This window comes from Ferrimicrobium acidiphilum DSM 19497 (assembly GCF_000949255.1).
In the GTDB taxonomy this organism is placed as follows: Bacteria; Actinomycetota; Acidimicrobiia; order Acidimicrobiales; family Acidimicrobiaceae; genus Ferrimicrobium; species Ferrimicrobium acidiphilum.
The window spans coordinates 67,248-84,748 of the sequence record NZ_JXUW01000010.1; the positions used below are offsets into that span (position 1 = coordinate 67,248).

General features: G+C 55.0%; 6 protein-coding genes and 1 pseudogene. 2 read left to right on the forward strand and 5 right to left on the reverse strand.

What is annotated here, in order from left to right; all coding sequences use genetic code 11:
- Positions 1–157: 157 nt before the first annotated feature.
- The gene (locus tag FEAC_RS06645; RefSeq protein ID WP_052565886.1) at positions 158–1,303 is read left to right on the forward strand and encodes a tyrosine-type recombinase/integrase; all 1,146 of its coding nucleotides are present in this window, start codon (positions 158–160) and stop codon (positions 1,301–1,303) included.
- 2,533 nt (positions 1,304–3,836) lie between these two features.
- Here FEAC_RS06645 and FEAC_RS06665 read toward each other — a convergent pair.
- The gene (locus FEAC_RS06665) at positions 3,837–4,901 is read right to left on the reverse strand and encodes a tyrosine-type recombinase/integrase (protein ID WP_052565888.1); all 1,065 of its coding nucleotides are present in this window, start codon (positions 4,899–4,901) and stop codon (positions 3,837–3,839) included.
- Positions 4,902–5,668: 767 nt separating this feature from the next.
- On the opposite strand from FEAC_RS06665, the pseudogene FEAC_RS16355 reads away from it, so the two are divergent.
- Positions 5,669–5,884, forward strand: a pseudogene (locus FEAC_RS16355) (hypothetical protein); the annotation flags it as partial.
- A 197-nt stretch (positions 5,885–6,081) separates the two neighbouring features.
- On the opposite strand, the gene FEAC_RS06670 reads toward FEAC_RS16355, so the two are convergent.
- The 4 genes from FEAC_RS06670 to mobF form a co-directional block, all read right to left on the reverse strand.
- Entirely contained in the window at positions 6,082–6,549 is a 468-nt protein-coding gene (locus tag FEAC_RS06670; protein WP_152623116.1) for a hypothetical protein, read from the reverse strand.
- A gap of 406 nt (positions 6,550–6,955) precedes the next feature.
- Positions 6,956–8,194 (reverse strand): IS110 family RNA-guided transposase, encoded by a 1,239-nt coding sequence (locus FEAC_RS06675; protein WP_052565890.1) that lies wholly within the window; start codon positions 8,192–8,194, stop codon positions 6,956–6,958.
- Between the two features lie 1,252 nt (positions 8,195–9,446).
- Entirely contained in the window at positions 9,447–13,313 is a 3,867-nt protein-coding gene (locus FEAC_RS06685; protein WP_035390122.1) for a hypothetical protein, read from the reverse strand.
- A 511-nt stretch (positions 13,314–13,824) separates the two neighbouring features.
- Positions 13,825–17,295: a MobF family relaxase gene (gene mobF / locus FEAC_RS06690; protein WP_052565895.1), complete on the reverse strand. Its 3,471-nt coding sequence runs from the start codon at positions 17,293–17,295 to the stop codon at positions 13,825–13,827.
- Positions 17,296–17,501 lie beyond the last annotated feature (206 nt).

The following is a 17,501-nucleotide window of genomic DNA, read 5'->3' on the forward strand; positions in this document are numbered from 1 at the left end:
GGAAGGAATACTAGTTGCTTAGGATACGGCCTCTACGATCCCACCAGAGTCCCACAACACCCATCTGAGCTGGGATTATGCATTTTGGGGTAAGTTACCCCAGGCCACGTCCATGACCCCATAGGCAACCGGATAGGCAACCGGCTAGGGTGAAAGAATGCGAGGTCGAAGGACGCTTGGCCAAGGCAGCATCTATCGCTATGGCGACCAGTGGCGTGCCCTCTTGAAGTGGAGGGGACCCGACGGTAAAGTCATCACCCGATCGAAGCGATGTCGCACCAAGGCAGAGGCAGAAGCCGCACTGGCGAAGTTTCGCGGTATCCGAGATGCCGGCGTCACTGAGAGTGCAGCAACGACTATTGACATGTTGCTCACCCGATGGCTTACAACCCATGAAGGCGATATCGCTGGCTCCACCTTGGTTCAGTACGAGTGGGCCACAAGGCATATCACCAAGAGGTTGGGATCTCTCCGGATCGAACGGCTCACCCCGGCGATGGTCGATCGCTTCGTGGATCAACTCGCAGAGTCGGGGCTGTCACCTCGTTCACGTCGCCTCATCCGAGTCGTACTCTCCCAAGCCTGCAAGGCAGCCGTTGGATGGCGGCTGATCCCGGCAAACCCCTGTGATCATGCGAGGCCGATCAAACTGGAGCGAAGAGAGCCAGAGGCTCTCAGTGTTGAGGAGGCGAGACGACTCCTCAGTGCCGCCAAGGACGACCGACTTGGCGTCCTCTGGCTCGTACTTCTATCTTTGGGTCTACGCCGAGGTGAGGCACTTGCTCTTCGATGGAGCGATCTTGACTTGGCAGCAAAGACGCTCACCATCTCGCGTGCGCGAGTGAAGTCCGGTGCCAAGGTGATCGAGGGACCAACCAAGACCGCTCGCTCGACCCGTACTGTCCCCCTTCCTGCCTTTCTCGTTAGCGCCCTCCAAGAGCATCAAGTAACCCAACGCCAAGAACACGAGAAGCTGACCGAGTTGGGCTTTAGACCAGCGAGCGAGTATCTGTTTACCTCACACTTTGGTCGTCCCCTTGACCCAGATAACACCTCACACGCCTTTCAAGCATTCGCCGCACGAGCTGGTCTTGGTAAACGCCATGTCCATGAATTGCGCCATGCTGCTGCCTCCTTGATGCTGGCGGCTGGAACCCCACTACCCGAGGTATCCCGAGTGCTCGGCCATAGCTCAACCCGGATCACCGATGAGGTGTATGCACACCTTGGACACGAGGCTCTAAGGGGTGCGGTGGATCGGCTGGCTGGGGTGTTGGATCCGAGTGCGCACCCGACGCTATAGCGAAGACAAGAACCGTAATCCATGACGGGATCCACACGTACAACAGGACGTGGAATGCGAGTATCACCTGCCTATTGGACAGCCAATTCAGTTCGAATAATCCGCTACGATGCGAGCCGCATGGCTAAGCGGAGTTGTATGTTCTGTTTGGCGAGGAACTCCACCTTGGACCGGACTCGCTCCGGCTAGCTATCGTGAGCTGGTCTCTCGGTCTATGTCATTTGATAGCCTCCTCGTTTGCTGTGGTATACGCCCGAGCCTAAGGTAGCACATGGATCCAAACATAGGGGGTGGCACATCTCAGCGAGAATGCGCAGTCATGTGAGTACCCCTCCAAGCAAGTTACTTCAGGCCGCTACCAAACCCAACTGGGCACTTTTGACCACGGTGCAGCCGGCTCCGCCGCTTCGACTGTCTATAGTGACGCAGCGAAAGCGACGCTACGTAGATCGACAACTCCACACACCACCTCGGTTCCCTGCGCGTTGACGAGGATAGAAGATCGAGAGATGACTACCCGATGGACTACGCTTCGCTCAACCCCAATTCCGAGGCACCCAAACCACCGCTTTGAGGTCCGCACTCCACCCGATTGGCTTCTTAATTCCAAAGACCGGTTAACCTCCATTCAAGGTTGACCAGATCGCCACATAAGCTATCCTCCGGGAAGAGCATTCTGTAGACACATCGTGTTACTCCCTGGATTGGGTAAGCCTATCATCGCACCGTGGATCTTCGCAGCATCCTTGTCGATCTCAATGACCACTCGCACGTGGATGGACAATCATAGCCTTCACAACAGCTTCTTCATCAGCAGACTTGCAAAGGAGCGTCGCCGAACATTCCGATAGGGTATCAGGCTCGAGTAGACGGTAGCAGCATGAGCCTAACAGCGGATAGATGCGGACGTCTATAGCGGCCAACAATAACGAGGTAACCATGGCGAGCCAACATCTCTTCAACCAACGCAAAGTCTCTGAGTTGGCACCGAGTGGCTGCACCTGGGAGCGGTTCGGGCAGACCAGGAATCGTCTTACCCTCGACCTCTCTCGTTTGTGATCTGAAGACAGTTACTGACTACGGTGCGACCATCAGAAAGATGCGCAATTAACCGCACCTTCACATATTCTTTGGGAGGCTTTCTTAGCTGATTCACAAACCTACCGAAAGCACTCTCGTTCGATTGACGGTGCAATTCGTACCGTTCTTTCGAGGCCTTTCGATCAGCACGATAGCGCTGGATAATCGCATCACCTTCCTTTGGGAATACTTGACGAGTAAAGTTTTCGTCTGCCCTTCTCCGTTGCTCTAAGAGTTCCGTAGTCTGGAATTGCGTCTCCCATAATTGGAATGGTGATGTTGGACTAAGAGTGATCGCAGGTGGGTAAGAAAACGAGGACAGAGGCGATACAGCAATCGGCTGTGGATCGCAACACGAGCCATAAGCCTGCACGTACATTTCCAAGCCAGACTTAGAAATTACTATTGCTCTGTTCCCTCGCCTATATCTGAAGTTTCCTGTTAGGTAGGTGTAGCGTCCATTTGAAGTCACTTTCAGCAAGATGACTAACTCACCCTCGTCTTTCCGCTTGCGGCCTATCAACTCTAGCACCTTCGAAATTAGGTCGATTGACGCTGCGGAAATCATAGGATATAATTTACCAGGGGATTAATGGTGTTTCAACCATAGTAAGTTAAGTTACAACAAGTGCTCGGGGTGTCCATTTGAACGGACAGAGATCATGGGTAGCCCAGCCCGGGGTCGGCCGTCACTACCCGCGTTCAGAGGGTGAGTTTCGCTCCTGGTTCGGTACCGACGCGGCGTGCCTGGAGCGGCTTCGGTGGCCACAGGAGTTTGTCTGTGGCACCTGCGGTAATGTTGGCGACTGAACGACGAACGGATCAAGTGTGGCCGATGCAGCCACCGGATGTCGGTGATCTTTGACAGGACGCGGATCCCACTGACGGAGTAGTTCACAGTTGCAACGGCAAAGGACGGGGTCCCTAGCACAAAGCCTGGTTTTTGGCTCCTACCAGACTGCATGGGCAATGCTGCACCGCTTAAGTTGCATGCTTGTCCGTCTGGGGTGGATCGGGTCGAGGTGGATGAGACATTCCGCTGCCCATCCGTAGTGAGGATCACAGAGAAACCCCATAAACAGCGCTATGGATCCTTGGTAAGACCTGATTGTCGAATGCGACCAGTTGCCCTGGGCAATCCAGGCATCTAACTGTTCAGACTGCCACTCCCAGGGCCAGGTTCCACAGAACTCACCGAATCGTCTCACCACCCGTAGACGACCTCGGATCATAGAAGGAGATAGTCGACGCGCTATATGCTGGCGTCGCCATCCCTCCAACATTGCATTAAACAACATCGACTCTACGCGCAGTGGCGTTCCAGCACCCACCAATACCAGCGCAGCCTAACCAGACGGTCGTATCATTCGTGCTCCTCCCTGTTGTTGCATCAGATGCAATATTATGCACTCTGACCCAACTCATTAGATGCATCATTATTGCATCTAACTGACTACAGGTGTTGCATATCAATCCCCACCAGCACTTCAGTGTACGATAGACAAACTCCTATAGAACTGCTCACAACTGTTTTCCCAGGTGGGAGCTCATCGCGAACCATGCTGAATGATGCATCAGACCTAACATTGCTCACTTTCATCTCGGTGCCGAACGTGTGGCGAAGACGGTGGGGGCGTACCCGGTTCGCTCCACAACGAGTTCGGCGATAGCGAAAGATGCTCCGTAGGCCATCCTCCGTCATCGCCTGCCCCAGTGTTGGTCCATGTAGGACCACGAAGCACTCAGGTGTCGACAACCCAGCTGGACGCTCAATGCGTAGATACTGGGCGAGTTCAGCAAAGAAGGTGCTATCGATTGGCACTGTGCGCTCCTTGCCTCCCTTGCCGAGCACCTTCACCCATCGACGGCCCTGGTCAACATCGGCCAGGCGCAAAGAGCGCACCTCGCCAGCCCTGAGGCCACCAAAGAGCATCGCAAACACAATCGCTCTATCACGATGCGTGTCGAGGTCGCCGAGAAATGCTGACACATCGGCTGGGTCGAGAGACTCAGGGAGGCGTTTGGATCGGCGGACTAAGCGTCCACCTTCAGGAGCACGCCCCGGTCCAAGATGGCCAAGGAGACCATACGGCTTCGGCCGGAGCCCTTGACCCCTGCGAGGCGAGGGAACAGGGTTGTCAGGGAGCGTTCCCGAAAGTACCTGATGCTCAAAGAACGCTCGCACGGCTGCAACACGACGATTTACGGATGCTGGCGCTGACCCGTTGGCCGTTGCAATGGACACCACCTTCTCAGAAGTCGATCGATACACCGATTGTGCGTCGATCCAATCGAATAGCGTCGTAGGTACCACGTGAGTGATCTCGATGTCGCGTTCGATCAAGAACCGGGCGAAGTTCACCAGATCAAATGCGTAAGCCTTGACCGTTGCCGGTGAGTACGCACGGGCGTCGAGGTGGCCCAGGAACACATTCACTGCATCGACACCGGTCCAGGTTCCTGTCAGACGATACGAACCCATCTGACGCGCCGCAGCCACCGAGGCGGAGTCCTTCACCCATCAACTCCAATAGATCGGGATGTACTTGGTCATCGACTGATCCAAGACTTTGTGAAATCCATCGCGGACCGCCCCCTTTGGCCGTATTCGCCTTAAGGATAGACCTGGACCTACCACAGACATAAATTCCTCTGACAACACGAACGAACACGAGGCCCCATAACCGGTTAACTGGTACTGTGACTTTCGTGGTGCACGAGCCGAAGAGAATAGGTCGGCGTGGGATGTAGATCATCCCAAACGCATCGGCTGAGTCCCTTACCCCTTCGTGCTCGTGCACATCGAACCGGGGACGACAGTCTGGCAAGGTTGCGCAGAGATCGAGAATCACAACTATTACCGTGAGCAGCACCGCCCACCTGGCGGTCGGTGACCCACAGGGCTACTGCCAGGGGCACATCGGATCGCCTCGTAGGCAAAATGATGACTACTCATGATGTACCAGGGGTCGGTCGACGATGCGCACCTGGACAAGTTACTCTTGCGGTTCAACGGCCGAAGATCCCGGAGCAGGGACCTCTTCTTCTATCGACTTCTCGAGCTGGCCGTGGAACACGATCCAGTGTACTACGACGATATCGTGACCGGCGAACGATGCCATTCCCACCCCTGACGCGCAGTCATCCACCAAGCCTCGAACGGCTATCCGCGGACCGGCCATGGCGAAGCTCTGACCTGGTCTAGTCCGGTTAATTGGAGGCCACGTAGCCGGTTAATCGTGTAACATCGCGATTGCCGAATCTTTGTGAGCGTCGCTCAAGACTGAGCCCATCTACCGAACCAGCTTTACTAAACGAAAGGAGGCAAGAACCGCAATCTTTGACTGGATGCACTGGCACAACAGGACGCGGCATTGGAGTAACGACTACGTTTTGCCGATTCAGCTCGAACAAACCGCTACGGCACGAGCCGCATTGCCAAGCAGAGTTGCGTGTCCTCGGTGCTGTTGGACTCAGCGGCGAACGCCCTACCAGTCGTGAACGGAGATTAGCGCATCAAGTAGGTGGTAATCTTCAGCCTGGTCATCAGTCGAATTCACATCGTGATCGAAGCCCAACACGCAGGAGCCGAATAGCCGATCCAAAAGTACCGGACAACCAACTGCGAATCGTATCCGCGAGTATCTCCACACGGCTGTTCTACTGCCACAGATAGAGTCGGGCATCCGGATAACGGTTCACAAGCGGCCAATCGCACCGGATAGAACATTCGATAGAACAGTCACGAGAATGTCGCGACCGATTCCGGCGACAGAATCGGCAGCCGAGCGGATCTTTGACTGCTTCGCTGGATCAGATTCGTGGTAAGCGGCTTGTTGCAGAGCAGCCATGAATCGGTCCGCGTAAGTGTCGAGAGATGGCCATTGACCGACGGCCTGACGGGCAAGGGCGGTAACGCCGGTTATCCACTGCGAATCGGCGGTCAGTCCCGGGAGTGTCGTTTCCAGGAAAACATATTCATCTTTCAAAGCGGATAGCGCAACAAAGACATCATTTGGCTCCTTACCGCACCTTTCAGCGACCTGTGCACCGGTAAAACCAGCAAGTCCCCTTTCCTCGAAGAGCTCGATGACTGCTTCAAGTACTGGCAGGTCGCGATCAAACCAAGTGGGTGCTACAGGCATATCAACTTGCCGCGGTAACAATACTTCATTCTAATCTCCCCAAGTCGTCCCGTCTCTAAAGTGTAATGCCTCCTACCAGGAAAAATAAGGACGACAAAACCTAAGCATCCGACGATGCGAGCTGGTCTTTGCGTTGTGAGATGCTCTGGCCTAGGCAACCCTCTCGGTTACGGTGACCTCAAACCCGAGAGCTTCAATCCGCTTGCTCAGTCGCTTTACCTGAACAGTTGGATCGTTGTGGCTCTCGAAGTAATTGGCACCTGTTTCTTCAGATGTACAAAGGATAGCACAAGCATTACATGCATCTGTGGTGTGCGCTAGCTCATCAGGACTAAAGTGTAATGCCTCCTACCAGGAAAGATAGGGACGACAAGACCTAGGCATCCGACGATGCGAAGGTGGTCTTTACGTTGTAGGATGCTGGGTCCTAGGCGACCCTCTCGGTTACGGTGACGTCAAACCCTAGAGCTTCAATCCGCTTGGTCAGTCGCTTTACCTGAACAGTTGGATCGTTGTGGCTCTCGAAGTAATCAGCCCCTAGATCTTGATAGAGTTCGCCATTAGTGAGGAGATGCCAGACGACGTTGAGCATGGAGTTGGCGACCGCGACCGCTGCCTTGTTGGGGCCTCGTCGCCTGGCGATACGTGCATACTGGGCAGATGCGTAGGTTCCCTTTGTGCGTGCCGCCGCCCGGGCAGCCTCTATCATCGTGCGTTTCAACGCAGGGGATCCATGTCTTGTACCCGCGGAGCGACGCTTGCCGGCTGACTCATAACTAGCAGGTGCTAGTCCAGCCCAGGCACATAGATGTTCAGCAGTTGGGAACCTAGACATATCACCTCCAGTCTCAGCGATGATGACTTGTGCTGTGGTGGCAGAGATTCCCGGAATGGAGGATACCAGAGCGACGGCAGACTCAAAAGGGACGAGACGCTCGCAGATCTCTTGGGTGAGTGCCTCGATCGCGGCATCCAGATAGTCGATATGGTCGATGGTCTGTTTGGCGACGAAGGCATGGTGGGCTCCGAAGTGTCCATAGAGTGCCTCCTCGAGTTGAGGGATCTTGGCTCGCATCCTGGACTTTGCCATCTGGGCCAGAACTGCGGGATCTCGTTCTCCCGCGATGAGTGCCTCGATGATCTCCCTCGATGAGGCGCTCCATACCGCAGAGGCGACCGAGGTGAGCTTGATGCCAGCATCTTGGAGAACCTTCTCGAGGCGTTGGATCTCCCTCGCCCTGGCATCAACCTGGGTCTTGCGATATCGGGTCAACTCACGAAGTTCACGGATCTCAGGTGGAGGCACAAAGCTTGGTCGTACCATGCCATGGGCTGCGACATCTGCGAGCCACTCGGCATCTGAGAGATCCGTCTTTCTGCCAGGTACGTTCTTCACATGTTGTGCGTTACAGAGCCAGAGTTGGGGGAAGAGTCCCTCCAGTGTGTAGTACACCGGCTTCCAATATACGCCGGTTGCCTCCATCACCACGGTTGACACGCCAGCATCGATGAGGAACCGGGCCAAGTCCTCTAATCCTTTGCGTGTCGTGTTGAACGTCTCCTTGGAAAGGGTGACCATGCCATCTGGCTCTCGAACTCGCGTGCACGCAACGACGGTGTCACGGTGGACGTCAAGGCCACCCACTTTATCTGCTATCTCCTTCATCTCACCACCTCCTTGGTGTTTCAAGGGGCCGTCTCGCCAGGGGGACTACAAGAAAGCGAAATCTAAAGTTCGTGCTCGAGGCGACAATAATTAGTCCTCCTGATTCCCCGCATCAGACTAAAGGCGCGCAACCAAGGCTGCAAGAAACGTTCGATGACTCACGAGGCGGTCCACTACAAGCATTACATGCATTTGTGGTGTTCGCTAGTTCATCAGGACTAAAGGAATAAGCGTACTCAACTACTCTGTCCAACAGTCTACGGAACGAAGTGAGCGCGCTCGTCAGCTCTAAGCGCGATCCTGTTTCCAGATCTGCTAGCGTTGCGTTCCAGTCCCGGAGTAGGCAATGCTGATCGCAAGTTTGGAGAACTCCTGAAAGACGAAGTGCTTAAACGCATCATAGATATGGGACACCGGTGACATCTGTTGTGCACAGCCCACCTTGGCGTATCAAGGACGTACTTCTTGGCCTCACCGACCACAACTTACTAAGCCAGCTCACTTCTCCTAAATAACCGAATCTACCAGCAAGAATACCCGGAGTTATGCTCAGCTACTAGGAGCGTGAGTCAGAATCCGAAAATCCTGCGCATGAATGCCATCAGTCGCATTGTTATGCACTCGAACTGGGCGTATTTTAATTGTACATTTGGATTATGTATACTTATGCAGCCCTGGCCAATTCTGGCCCACACTCCTAGTCGACTGGAAACACTGCCCGCTACTGACAACTATGGCCAAATATCCCGCACCTTAACTATTTGCCCCGACTTGAGGAACGGGATTTGCGATCTGGGATTCAGTGATGCGAATCCTCTCATCACGCGAAGGGTGTCGACTCTACCTCGCGACCAGGCTCTGGGTCCAATTGACGGCATTATATTACGCTTTATCGAGAACACGAGTACTCGAGCTCGCGTAAAGGAAGAGGCTGCAGCCAAATTCCAGCCGTTGCGGATTCGATGAACGAAGTGTATGGACACAATGATGTACTGTCGGTGTGTGGGGCGGGCAATTTTCAGAGAATGGGCGAACTCGCTTCTTGTTAGTTCCCGGTTGCAATTCAGCTGAGTCATTGAGTAATCGGACGAGGCAGCACAGCAAGACTGCGCAGAGCGTTAGTGGTGAACTATGACAAGAAATCGAGAGAAACGTGATAATACTGCACTACCGGCTAAGGCAATACCCCCTTGGAGGGTATATCGTGAAAACTCGCGATGATGGATCTGGAGCTCCTCGGGCAAGACTGAGTTCAGGCTGAGCCTATGGGGGTATGTCCGAGGCGGGGATCAGCGTCCGATTGCAAGACGCCAGCCAGATCGTCTAGGACGGTGAAGGTGACTGGGACATCCTTCAGGAATGCCGCTGGTTCTACGCTTCGAGTGACCATTAGGGGGATTATTCTCCATGGGCCTGAGGCCACTGGAGCCGACACAAGCGTTCTCGCCGCAGATGTATCGCTCTCGATAGCCTTGGCACGCGCCAAGAGTTTACCGATATAATCCTCGTCCTTTAGAAACTTGCCAATACGATCCCGAATCGTTCGAGCGGAAAACGCGCCCGAGACGTCCTTTACTTCACACACCCAGAGGCGGGACCGGGCGACATCGGCGATCAATAAATCAATTTCACCCGGAAGTTGGAGTCCGAGTTTTCGAGCCTCGCTTTCGCGAATATTTTTCTTGTGGGGCAGATTTAGATTCGCGACAACCTGCTCGGCCGCTCGCTCTAGGTCACGGTTCGCAACTTGGCGATACTCGTTGAAGGCATTCCGCACTGGTTCATGAACATCTAGAGGGTGCCAAGGGAGCCGACCCTCAAGCGCGTAGCGCAGATAGATTCCTTGGGTAGCGTATACCTGCCATGGAACGATGAGCAGCCTGTCGTTAAGCATTATCAGCGGTTTTATCGCAAGTCGGTTACGGCGGCGATCCTGCTCCCAGTAGAGCACACGCTCATCGTGAAGTCGACTCGGCTCGAGAACCAGCCGATCAAGAGCTGCCTCTATTTCTTCCTCGGGAAGTGAGGACCAGATCTGTGCCGCGTCGCGGAGCTCGGAGCGTAGAACGGAAACCACGCGATCCTCTCCAGATGTCCAGGTTATGGCGGTACCTAAAACTGCAGAGATACCATCGATACCTGTTCCGCAGTGCTGCAACATGACGCGATCAGCCGCTAGAAGTGAGCCAGGAACATTCATCGACGCAAGCCGGACAAATGGGTTTGGAAATTTCGGGCGCTCCTCATGAAGATGTATACGGCGAGCGGGCTCGAGCTTGTCGGAGTTGCGCAAGCGAAATCTATGCGCTCGATCGGCGGCCATATAACTCGGGATATCCACTTGGATCTGCGATCGATAACCCTGGCCCTCGGAATTTGGTTGCGAGACGTCCAAGGCGAGACCAGGGATTACGTGAGTGATGCCGTCTTCGCCAACCATCACCGCCAACTCGTGCAATCCGCGATCGGCCCCAGAAAGGGAGCTCCCGATTTGAATGGCGAGATAGGTAAGGTCAACAACTTCTGCAACATCGAATCTATCAGGGACCACTGAACCCACTGAGCTCCCAGCCAGTAGGAATTCCAAAAGGATCTCTAAGGGTCGAGTCTGCTCTGATGGATCAGGTGCATCAAGAGCAAGTGCCTGCCAGTTAGAACCCCAGGGAGCCGAGAGTGCAAGTTCTAATTCCGAACTTGCTCGAGCTCGTTCGCCGTGTGCATCATTGAGATGCTCCGCTACAACGTAAATGGCATCCTGTGACCATTCAGCTATCGCATGTTCTAACGCTAGATTTATCGCTGGTACGATTTTGGTGTGACATAGTTCTACGGCGTCAGCACCAAGCAGTTCGCACGGCCCAACGCCGTTGCTCAGCACGGCAGCGGCCAACGCTCTCAGTGCACGTGCTTCGGTAGCGCGACTTCGCGGAAGACGCACCTGCCCTTTGGATCGAAAGTTCAGTGTTGTCTCTTTGGCCTGCAACATGCCGACAGGTGGGGCCGCGTCCCAAGCGGCAACGAATTCCTTGCGAACTAGGGGCCAATCCGCATCCTGTTGGACCTGATTTAGCTGATCGAGCCCGTACGCAAGTTCATTTCCAAGGGCCTGATGGGCCTTTTGAGGATCAGCGGCGAGTGATTCAAGCCAATCCGGCCCAAGGAGCAGGTTGATGATGGGTTGAGGTTCGGAAACGGTCCTGCAAGCGATCCCAATGCAGTCGGTTCCCGCCCCCGGTGATCTCTTAGCCGTAAACTCCAGAATGATTCTCAGAGGGCGACCGCCTGGGAGTGCAATTCCGGCTGAGACTGTGGGAAAGTTGGCACAGGTTAGAAGTATCCCATCCGCGACGCCAACGCCAAAGCTAGGGTCCATCCCAAGATCAACCAGACCTTGGTGGAGAGAGGTGGAGATGATTAGTGGTGGTTGAGCCAAGATGAGATATGCCTGACGTTGTTCTGTCCACATACTTGCCTGACCAGGTTCGTCCAAGTGCGCAATACGCCACTGTGAAATGGAGGGAAGTCCTGCGGCAGTGAGTACGGCTTCAATCGGTTCCCAAGCCACGGAGGTTAACCAGGCTTCGTCATCTACTGCACCGATGATGGCAAGCGCACTATCGGAGGCACCCGTTGGATTCAACACTCCGGTAGTTTTCCAACGGCTCCAAATGTCTATTGCATCGAGAGCGAAAAGGCTTTCAACGCCAGGCATTGTAACTAATTCGTCAAGGAACTGAAAGATCAGGTCCAAACCAAGTTCGCTCTGCTGAGCATCTAATTTGATTGAGGCCAGATCTTCAACGTGCAGAAATGCAATCCCAGGACGATCGGCAGGCTTGAGCTGCAGTGGTCCACCGTAAAGCGCAACCCGGTGCACCGTAGCTGTGTGTTCGATCGACCCATCAACTTCACGAAGCTGCTGAATACCGATCTGACGTAGTTCTTCCTCAGTCTCTTCGATAGCATGAATTAAGCCGATACCATCCAAAGCAGCGATGACGCGGAAGAGGAAGATATGTCGTTTATCTGGAGATTCAGCTAGAACAGGAAAATGTTGGGGTGTTAGGGATGACCCGGCATCATGCGGAACATCAGGCGGGTCTTCTAGGAGCTGCGTAGTGCGACCAAATATTTGTAGGGTTTGAAACATCGTGTAATCTTGCAGCGCTTTGAGCGATCGCTCGTCGGAAGCTGCTTCCGCGGCAAGAACCTGCATCGCGGCAGAGAGTCCACTCAAAACGAACGCTGCCGGGACGGAGTGACATCTTAATGATCTAATAGCGAGGGTGGTTCCCAGTGGTTCGGCCATAGGTCCTAGGTTGAGCTGATAGCTGTCACTTGCGAGGGTGGCCCACTCCCAGGCGCGAGCGGAGCGAGCGGGATTTGAGCAATTTCCAATCCAGAGTTCGGGTACTGCTTTCATCTCTAAATCGGGATCGAACTCTCCTGGCTCAAAAGCTATGGGGGTGGTTGCGATTCGGACTGAACGCTCTTGAGCCGATTCATCGTCTGGCTCTGGCGTGTCCTTTGGCAATGGCCCCGTGGGCCAATGAGGAGAAATCAGACCAATTCGCCAATCTGAATAGCGGAGTGCCACCTCCAACAAGTCAGTAAGACTAAATTGATGTCTCTCAAGAACAAACGGATCGATGGCCCTGGCTATGGACTCGGTCATTCGAAGCAATTTCGACGGATCAGCAAATGAGCCGGGGTGTATCCGCAGGCGGTCTTGGCCGACCGCATAACGAACAACCAACCGTGGATCAGGGGACCAATAGTCTTCGAGGTAGCTCAATTGGGGTGCGGCTTGGCGAGCCGCCACCAGGAGCCTAGGTAGGTCGGCCGGTTGCGCCTGGACCGAGCCAAGTGGACGACGTGTGACGGCACGCAGCCAGAGGAGTGAGAGCGATGGCAGGCGATGCCCGCATCCTGGAGAATCCGCAGCGGCCGATATCAACGCGATCAGAGACTCAGGCTCAAGTGTGGCAAAGACGTGATCGAGCTTAGCCCATCTAACTCGTGACCAATTGATATTCTGAAGGTCAACACTTCTCACTGTTCTCGAGTTGCGTGAACCCTTGCGCCATCGCGGTGATTTTGATCGCTTTGCCTTACTCATGCCTCAATCATCCTAAATGTTTTAGTCCTACCTCCTGAGACCGGGTGCAACACTATCGTTCCAAGAGTCGGTATCCATACCTAAACCAACCCATCCATGAGGGGCATAATTTTGTCTTCGCACAGGGTGGCAGCGCAATTCGACGGTGGAACCAAGGCGCTCTCACGCTGCGTAAGTGTTCCGCTCTTGGCTCGCGCATATCTACGAGCACTGATGTATACGCTAATGCAATGTTAAATTGGAGTGGTGAACTATTTGATCGACCCGAAATGCGGGCAGATCGACCAGAGCAGATAATGGTGAGGTTATGTTCCGGGAAGAGGCACACCAAGTGAGAAGTAAATCCTTGCACTATTTCAGAGCGGATGACACGGCCCAAGAGACATGGCTACAGGGTAAGCGGACCGTCCGTGGAACACGGCCTGTTAATTTTGTCACAGGGCAATCGCTAAATGCTTTGTCTTGGCGAATGCTAGGCGCGGGTGGTTGAGCCCATTATTTCACGTTTGATTCACAGCGCGAAGTTATCGCTCGCTCCTTCTTTTGCAGCCAATTTAGAGTCCAGACCGACGGCATGGATATCGTCCGAGTTCCCCGTTCCAATCTTCCCACAACCGAGCCTGATAGCATCCCTCGCTGCGGAGCTAGCCCGCCTCCACTGCCCAAGCTGTTCGATGCTATCGACGTGTGACTCATTGCCGATGACCGTCTTACCGGTGATGTTCCACCGTTCCCGATAGGCGGCAATCGTCGCGACGTTTACCAACCACGCTGCTTGGTGTGTTGGATCTGATGGCATCTGCCCGAGTAGTTGTACCCACTTGGCCCGCTCCTCTATAGCCCGCTCAGCGAGTGCGATCGCACGCTCTTCGATTGCACGCTCACGCTCGATGAGGGCTTGGCCCAGGTCTGGATCGGTCACCTCGGTAGCCCTTGGGATGAGCCCTGCGATGAGGTTGGTTGCCCCCATGCGCTTGCTGCCATGCTTGTGCGTCCAACTCGCTACTCGGTTAGCTAACACCGCCGCTAGATCATCGGCATCATCGAGTTGGCGTGCTGTAACGAGTGTTGGGAAGTCATCGTCGATGTCAATCCCACGAGCCTTTGCGCCTCGAAGCGCTGAGAGCAGTGGTCCATATGCTGAGCTCTCTCGAATCTGTTCCAGGTGTTCATCCGTTAGTCCCGAGCGAGCAAGTAATTCGTTCCATCGCTCCTCCTCGGCGACTCTTGCGATGGTCTCATACTCCCCATGGAGTCGGATGATCCCCTCTGCTTCTTCGTGTTCTTTCCGGATCATCTCATGGGCTCCCAGCTCTGATCCCTGGTTGGCAAGACAGGTGATAAGGACCTGGCGAGCAGATTGTACTTCGGTCGTCCCCTCATGTGCAGTGGCGGGATCTGGGTCATAGTGGGTATCGACATAGAGCAGGTTTGCTTCTCTCCCTCTCGTAGCTGCGACGTAGAGAACCTCTCGTGGAGTTGTACTGGTAATCATCGCATGGGCGGTATCGAGAGTTCTTCCCTGTGCCCGATACGCAGTCGTGGCATAGGCCAGCTCGACGTGTTTGGCCACATAGTCAGACGGCAATATGGCTTCGCCTCTTCCTCCAAGGCGTCTGATGCTCATAGTGCCGTCGTTACTGGTCGCTATTACCTGCCAACGATCACCGTTCTTCACCCACCCCTTGCCGGTTGTTAGCAGGCGATTGTTCTCTCGGGTCACCACCTCATCACCAACCCCAGCGATAGTCCCATCGACCAAGCTCAACCCCGCCGCTGTGACCTCCCCTGCGGCCACCCTGTCTGCCCTGGCTCGGTTGTTCAACTCGGTGACCGTGTCGGTGTCCCCTGCGATCATGAGCGAGTCCTTGCCTGCTGTGACGTCGCTCCTCCAGGCCTGATAGATTGCCTCGATCAACTCCTCGCGTTCGCCCTCTTTGATCCTTTCGTGCGTCTCATAGGCATCGATCACCTCCTCGTCACCAACACGTAGCTCCATGCTCGCCGTTCTCTCCCATGCATGGACAAAGCGGCGCACATCGCTCAAGGTTGCTACCATGTCGCCTCGCTCTCGCACCAAGGATCCAAACATCCCACCGGCTGTAATGCTCGAGATCTGGGCGGGATCTCCGACCAGCAACACCTTGGCATCGGCCTCGCAGGCTGCACTGACGAGTTCATCTAGTGCAAAGGTTCCAATAAGAGATGCCTCATCGATGATGACCAACTGACCGGGGTGAAAGCGCCATCGGGTAAGCAGCCCGTCTAGCCTTTCGATCTCTCTCTGGCGAGTAGCTCCTGGTTCTGGAGCATCTGGAATGACCGGGGTAAGGCTGGCCAGACGATCCCGTTCTGCCTGTCTCCCGGCACCCTGTCGCCACTCATGGAGCCACTTGGCGGTGTTCTCGGTCTCGACGCCAAGCTCATCGGCTAGCACCTGGGCAGCCGTTGCCGATGGAGCTAGCCCAATAACGCTCCCTGGTCCATGCTCTAGCTCCCAAGCAGTACGAAGGCCAGCCATCGTCGTCGTCTTGCCTGTACCCGCGGGTCCAACGAGTAGATCAAGGCGACGAGTGGAGGTGGCGATCACCTCAACCGCCAGGGCCTGATCGGAGCTCATAGTAAAGTCTCTCCCTGCTAGGTTGACCTCAGCTACTGCCTTGACGGTGCTGACTGAAACGATGGGGGCATCGAGGGATCGTGACGCCCGAAACAGATCTGCCTCGGCATCCAAGAGGATTGCGGTCGTATAGAGATGGCGCTCCTTTGGTCGCATCCGAGAGGTACCGTCTGCTCTTTGAAATCGCTCAGGTAGATGATAGAGCTCAGGTGAGCTGATCTGGATCGCCTCAGCCAGGGCGATCTCTGTCGTTCGCTCAGCTACCGCCACCCGGTCATCGGGACTGACAAAACGTAACCCCTGGAGTTGACGATGGACCTCGGCTAGGACGTTTGTGCGCCCAAAGGTGGCGTGACGCTCTGAGACCCTCTCCAATGCCAACCTCGCAACTTCTTGGAGCATCTCTTCACTGAGACTGCCGGCGCGCAGTAGTGGCAACTCGTTGCGATTCGCCAGGCCGGCAACGAAGGTAGTTGGGTCATCATCGAGGTAGCGGGCTGCGCGTTGGCGCCAGTCATCTGTCATCTCGGCGAGGCTGCGATGCACCTTGTCCTGACGGGTCTCGAGATTAGCCTGTTGGGCGAGGCGTACTGATTCGACCGCACTGGGGGCTCGTCCATGAGCCAGAGTGAATTGCTCTACGAGGTGTGTCTTGTGCTCTCTAACCGCTGCTACCCGCTGTGAGAACTCCTCCATGAGATCGGTTGGCACTCCTATCATCTCAGACTTTGGCATCCCACCTGGGGTCACCCTCTCTTCCCAGCCAACCCCGAGGGCCTCGGTGAGAAGGTCAGACAGTACTCCTTCGTGCATCAAGCCAAGGGTCACGATGGACTTATACAGGCCACTGCCATCGAGGGTTCGCCACTTGCCATCAGAGATTGACTTGGCTCGGTTCCAGACAATGACATGATCGTGGAGCTGTGGATCACCAGCTCGGCTGTCATAGTGGGTAAAGCTTGCAGCACTAATGCCGGTGACGTCCTCTCGGAGGACACCGTTCTTACCAGAGCGCGAGTGAATCACTTCACGTTCTGCATAGGCAAGGACATAGTCGATGGCTCGTTGATGACAGCGATAGATAATTGCTTTGGTCTCCGGATCGGCTAAGGCCCAGGCGACAGAGACGGATTTAGAGGGTGAGAAGGTGAGATCGAAACCAGCTACTGGCTTGCCGATCTTCTTTTCTGCTTGGGCCTCTTCAGCCTTGATCGTTTCGATCGCCAAGGCTCGATCCTCCCCTGTGAGGGTCTCTGGTAACCTGGCAACTTTGGCCTTGATCCGATCGCTCATACTCACCCGTCGGATTCGTAACGCCTGTCCAACTGGATCACCAGTGAGGGGATCAGCAAGCGAGTCCAAGCATGTTCCACAGCTGGGATTCGGTGACCTCTGAGTCGTGCTCGATCCCCTTTCCCTCTCCGAGATCAGCCAGACCCCTACCCTTCCATCGACCCGGTGGGGTGCCAGACTCCTGCGTAGTAACGGGTTAGTTCTGAGCTCTGATCTCCTCGGCCATCGCCAACGGCGATCGAGTCCATGAGGTACTTATAACCCTGGCCGAGGGA

What these genes read in the sequence shown, in the direction of transcription:
- FEAC_RS06645 (WP_052565886.1), top strand. Translation starts at nt 158, where the DNA reads ATGCGAGGTCGAAGGACGCTTGGCCAAGGCAGCATCTATCGCTATGGC.
- FEAC_RS06675 (WP_052565890.1), bottom strand. Translation starts at nt 8,194, where the DNA reads ATGAAGGAGATAGCAGATAAAGTGGGTGGCCTTGACGTCCACCGTGAC.
- FEAC_RS06685 (WP_035390122.1), bottom strand. Translation starts at nt 13,313, where the DNA reads ATGAGTAAGGCAAAGCGATCAAAATCACCGCGATGGCGCAAGGGTTCA.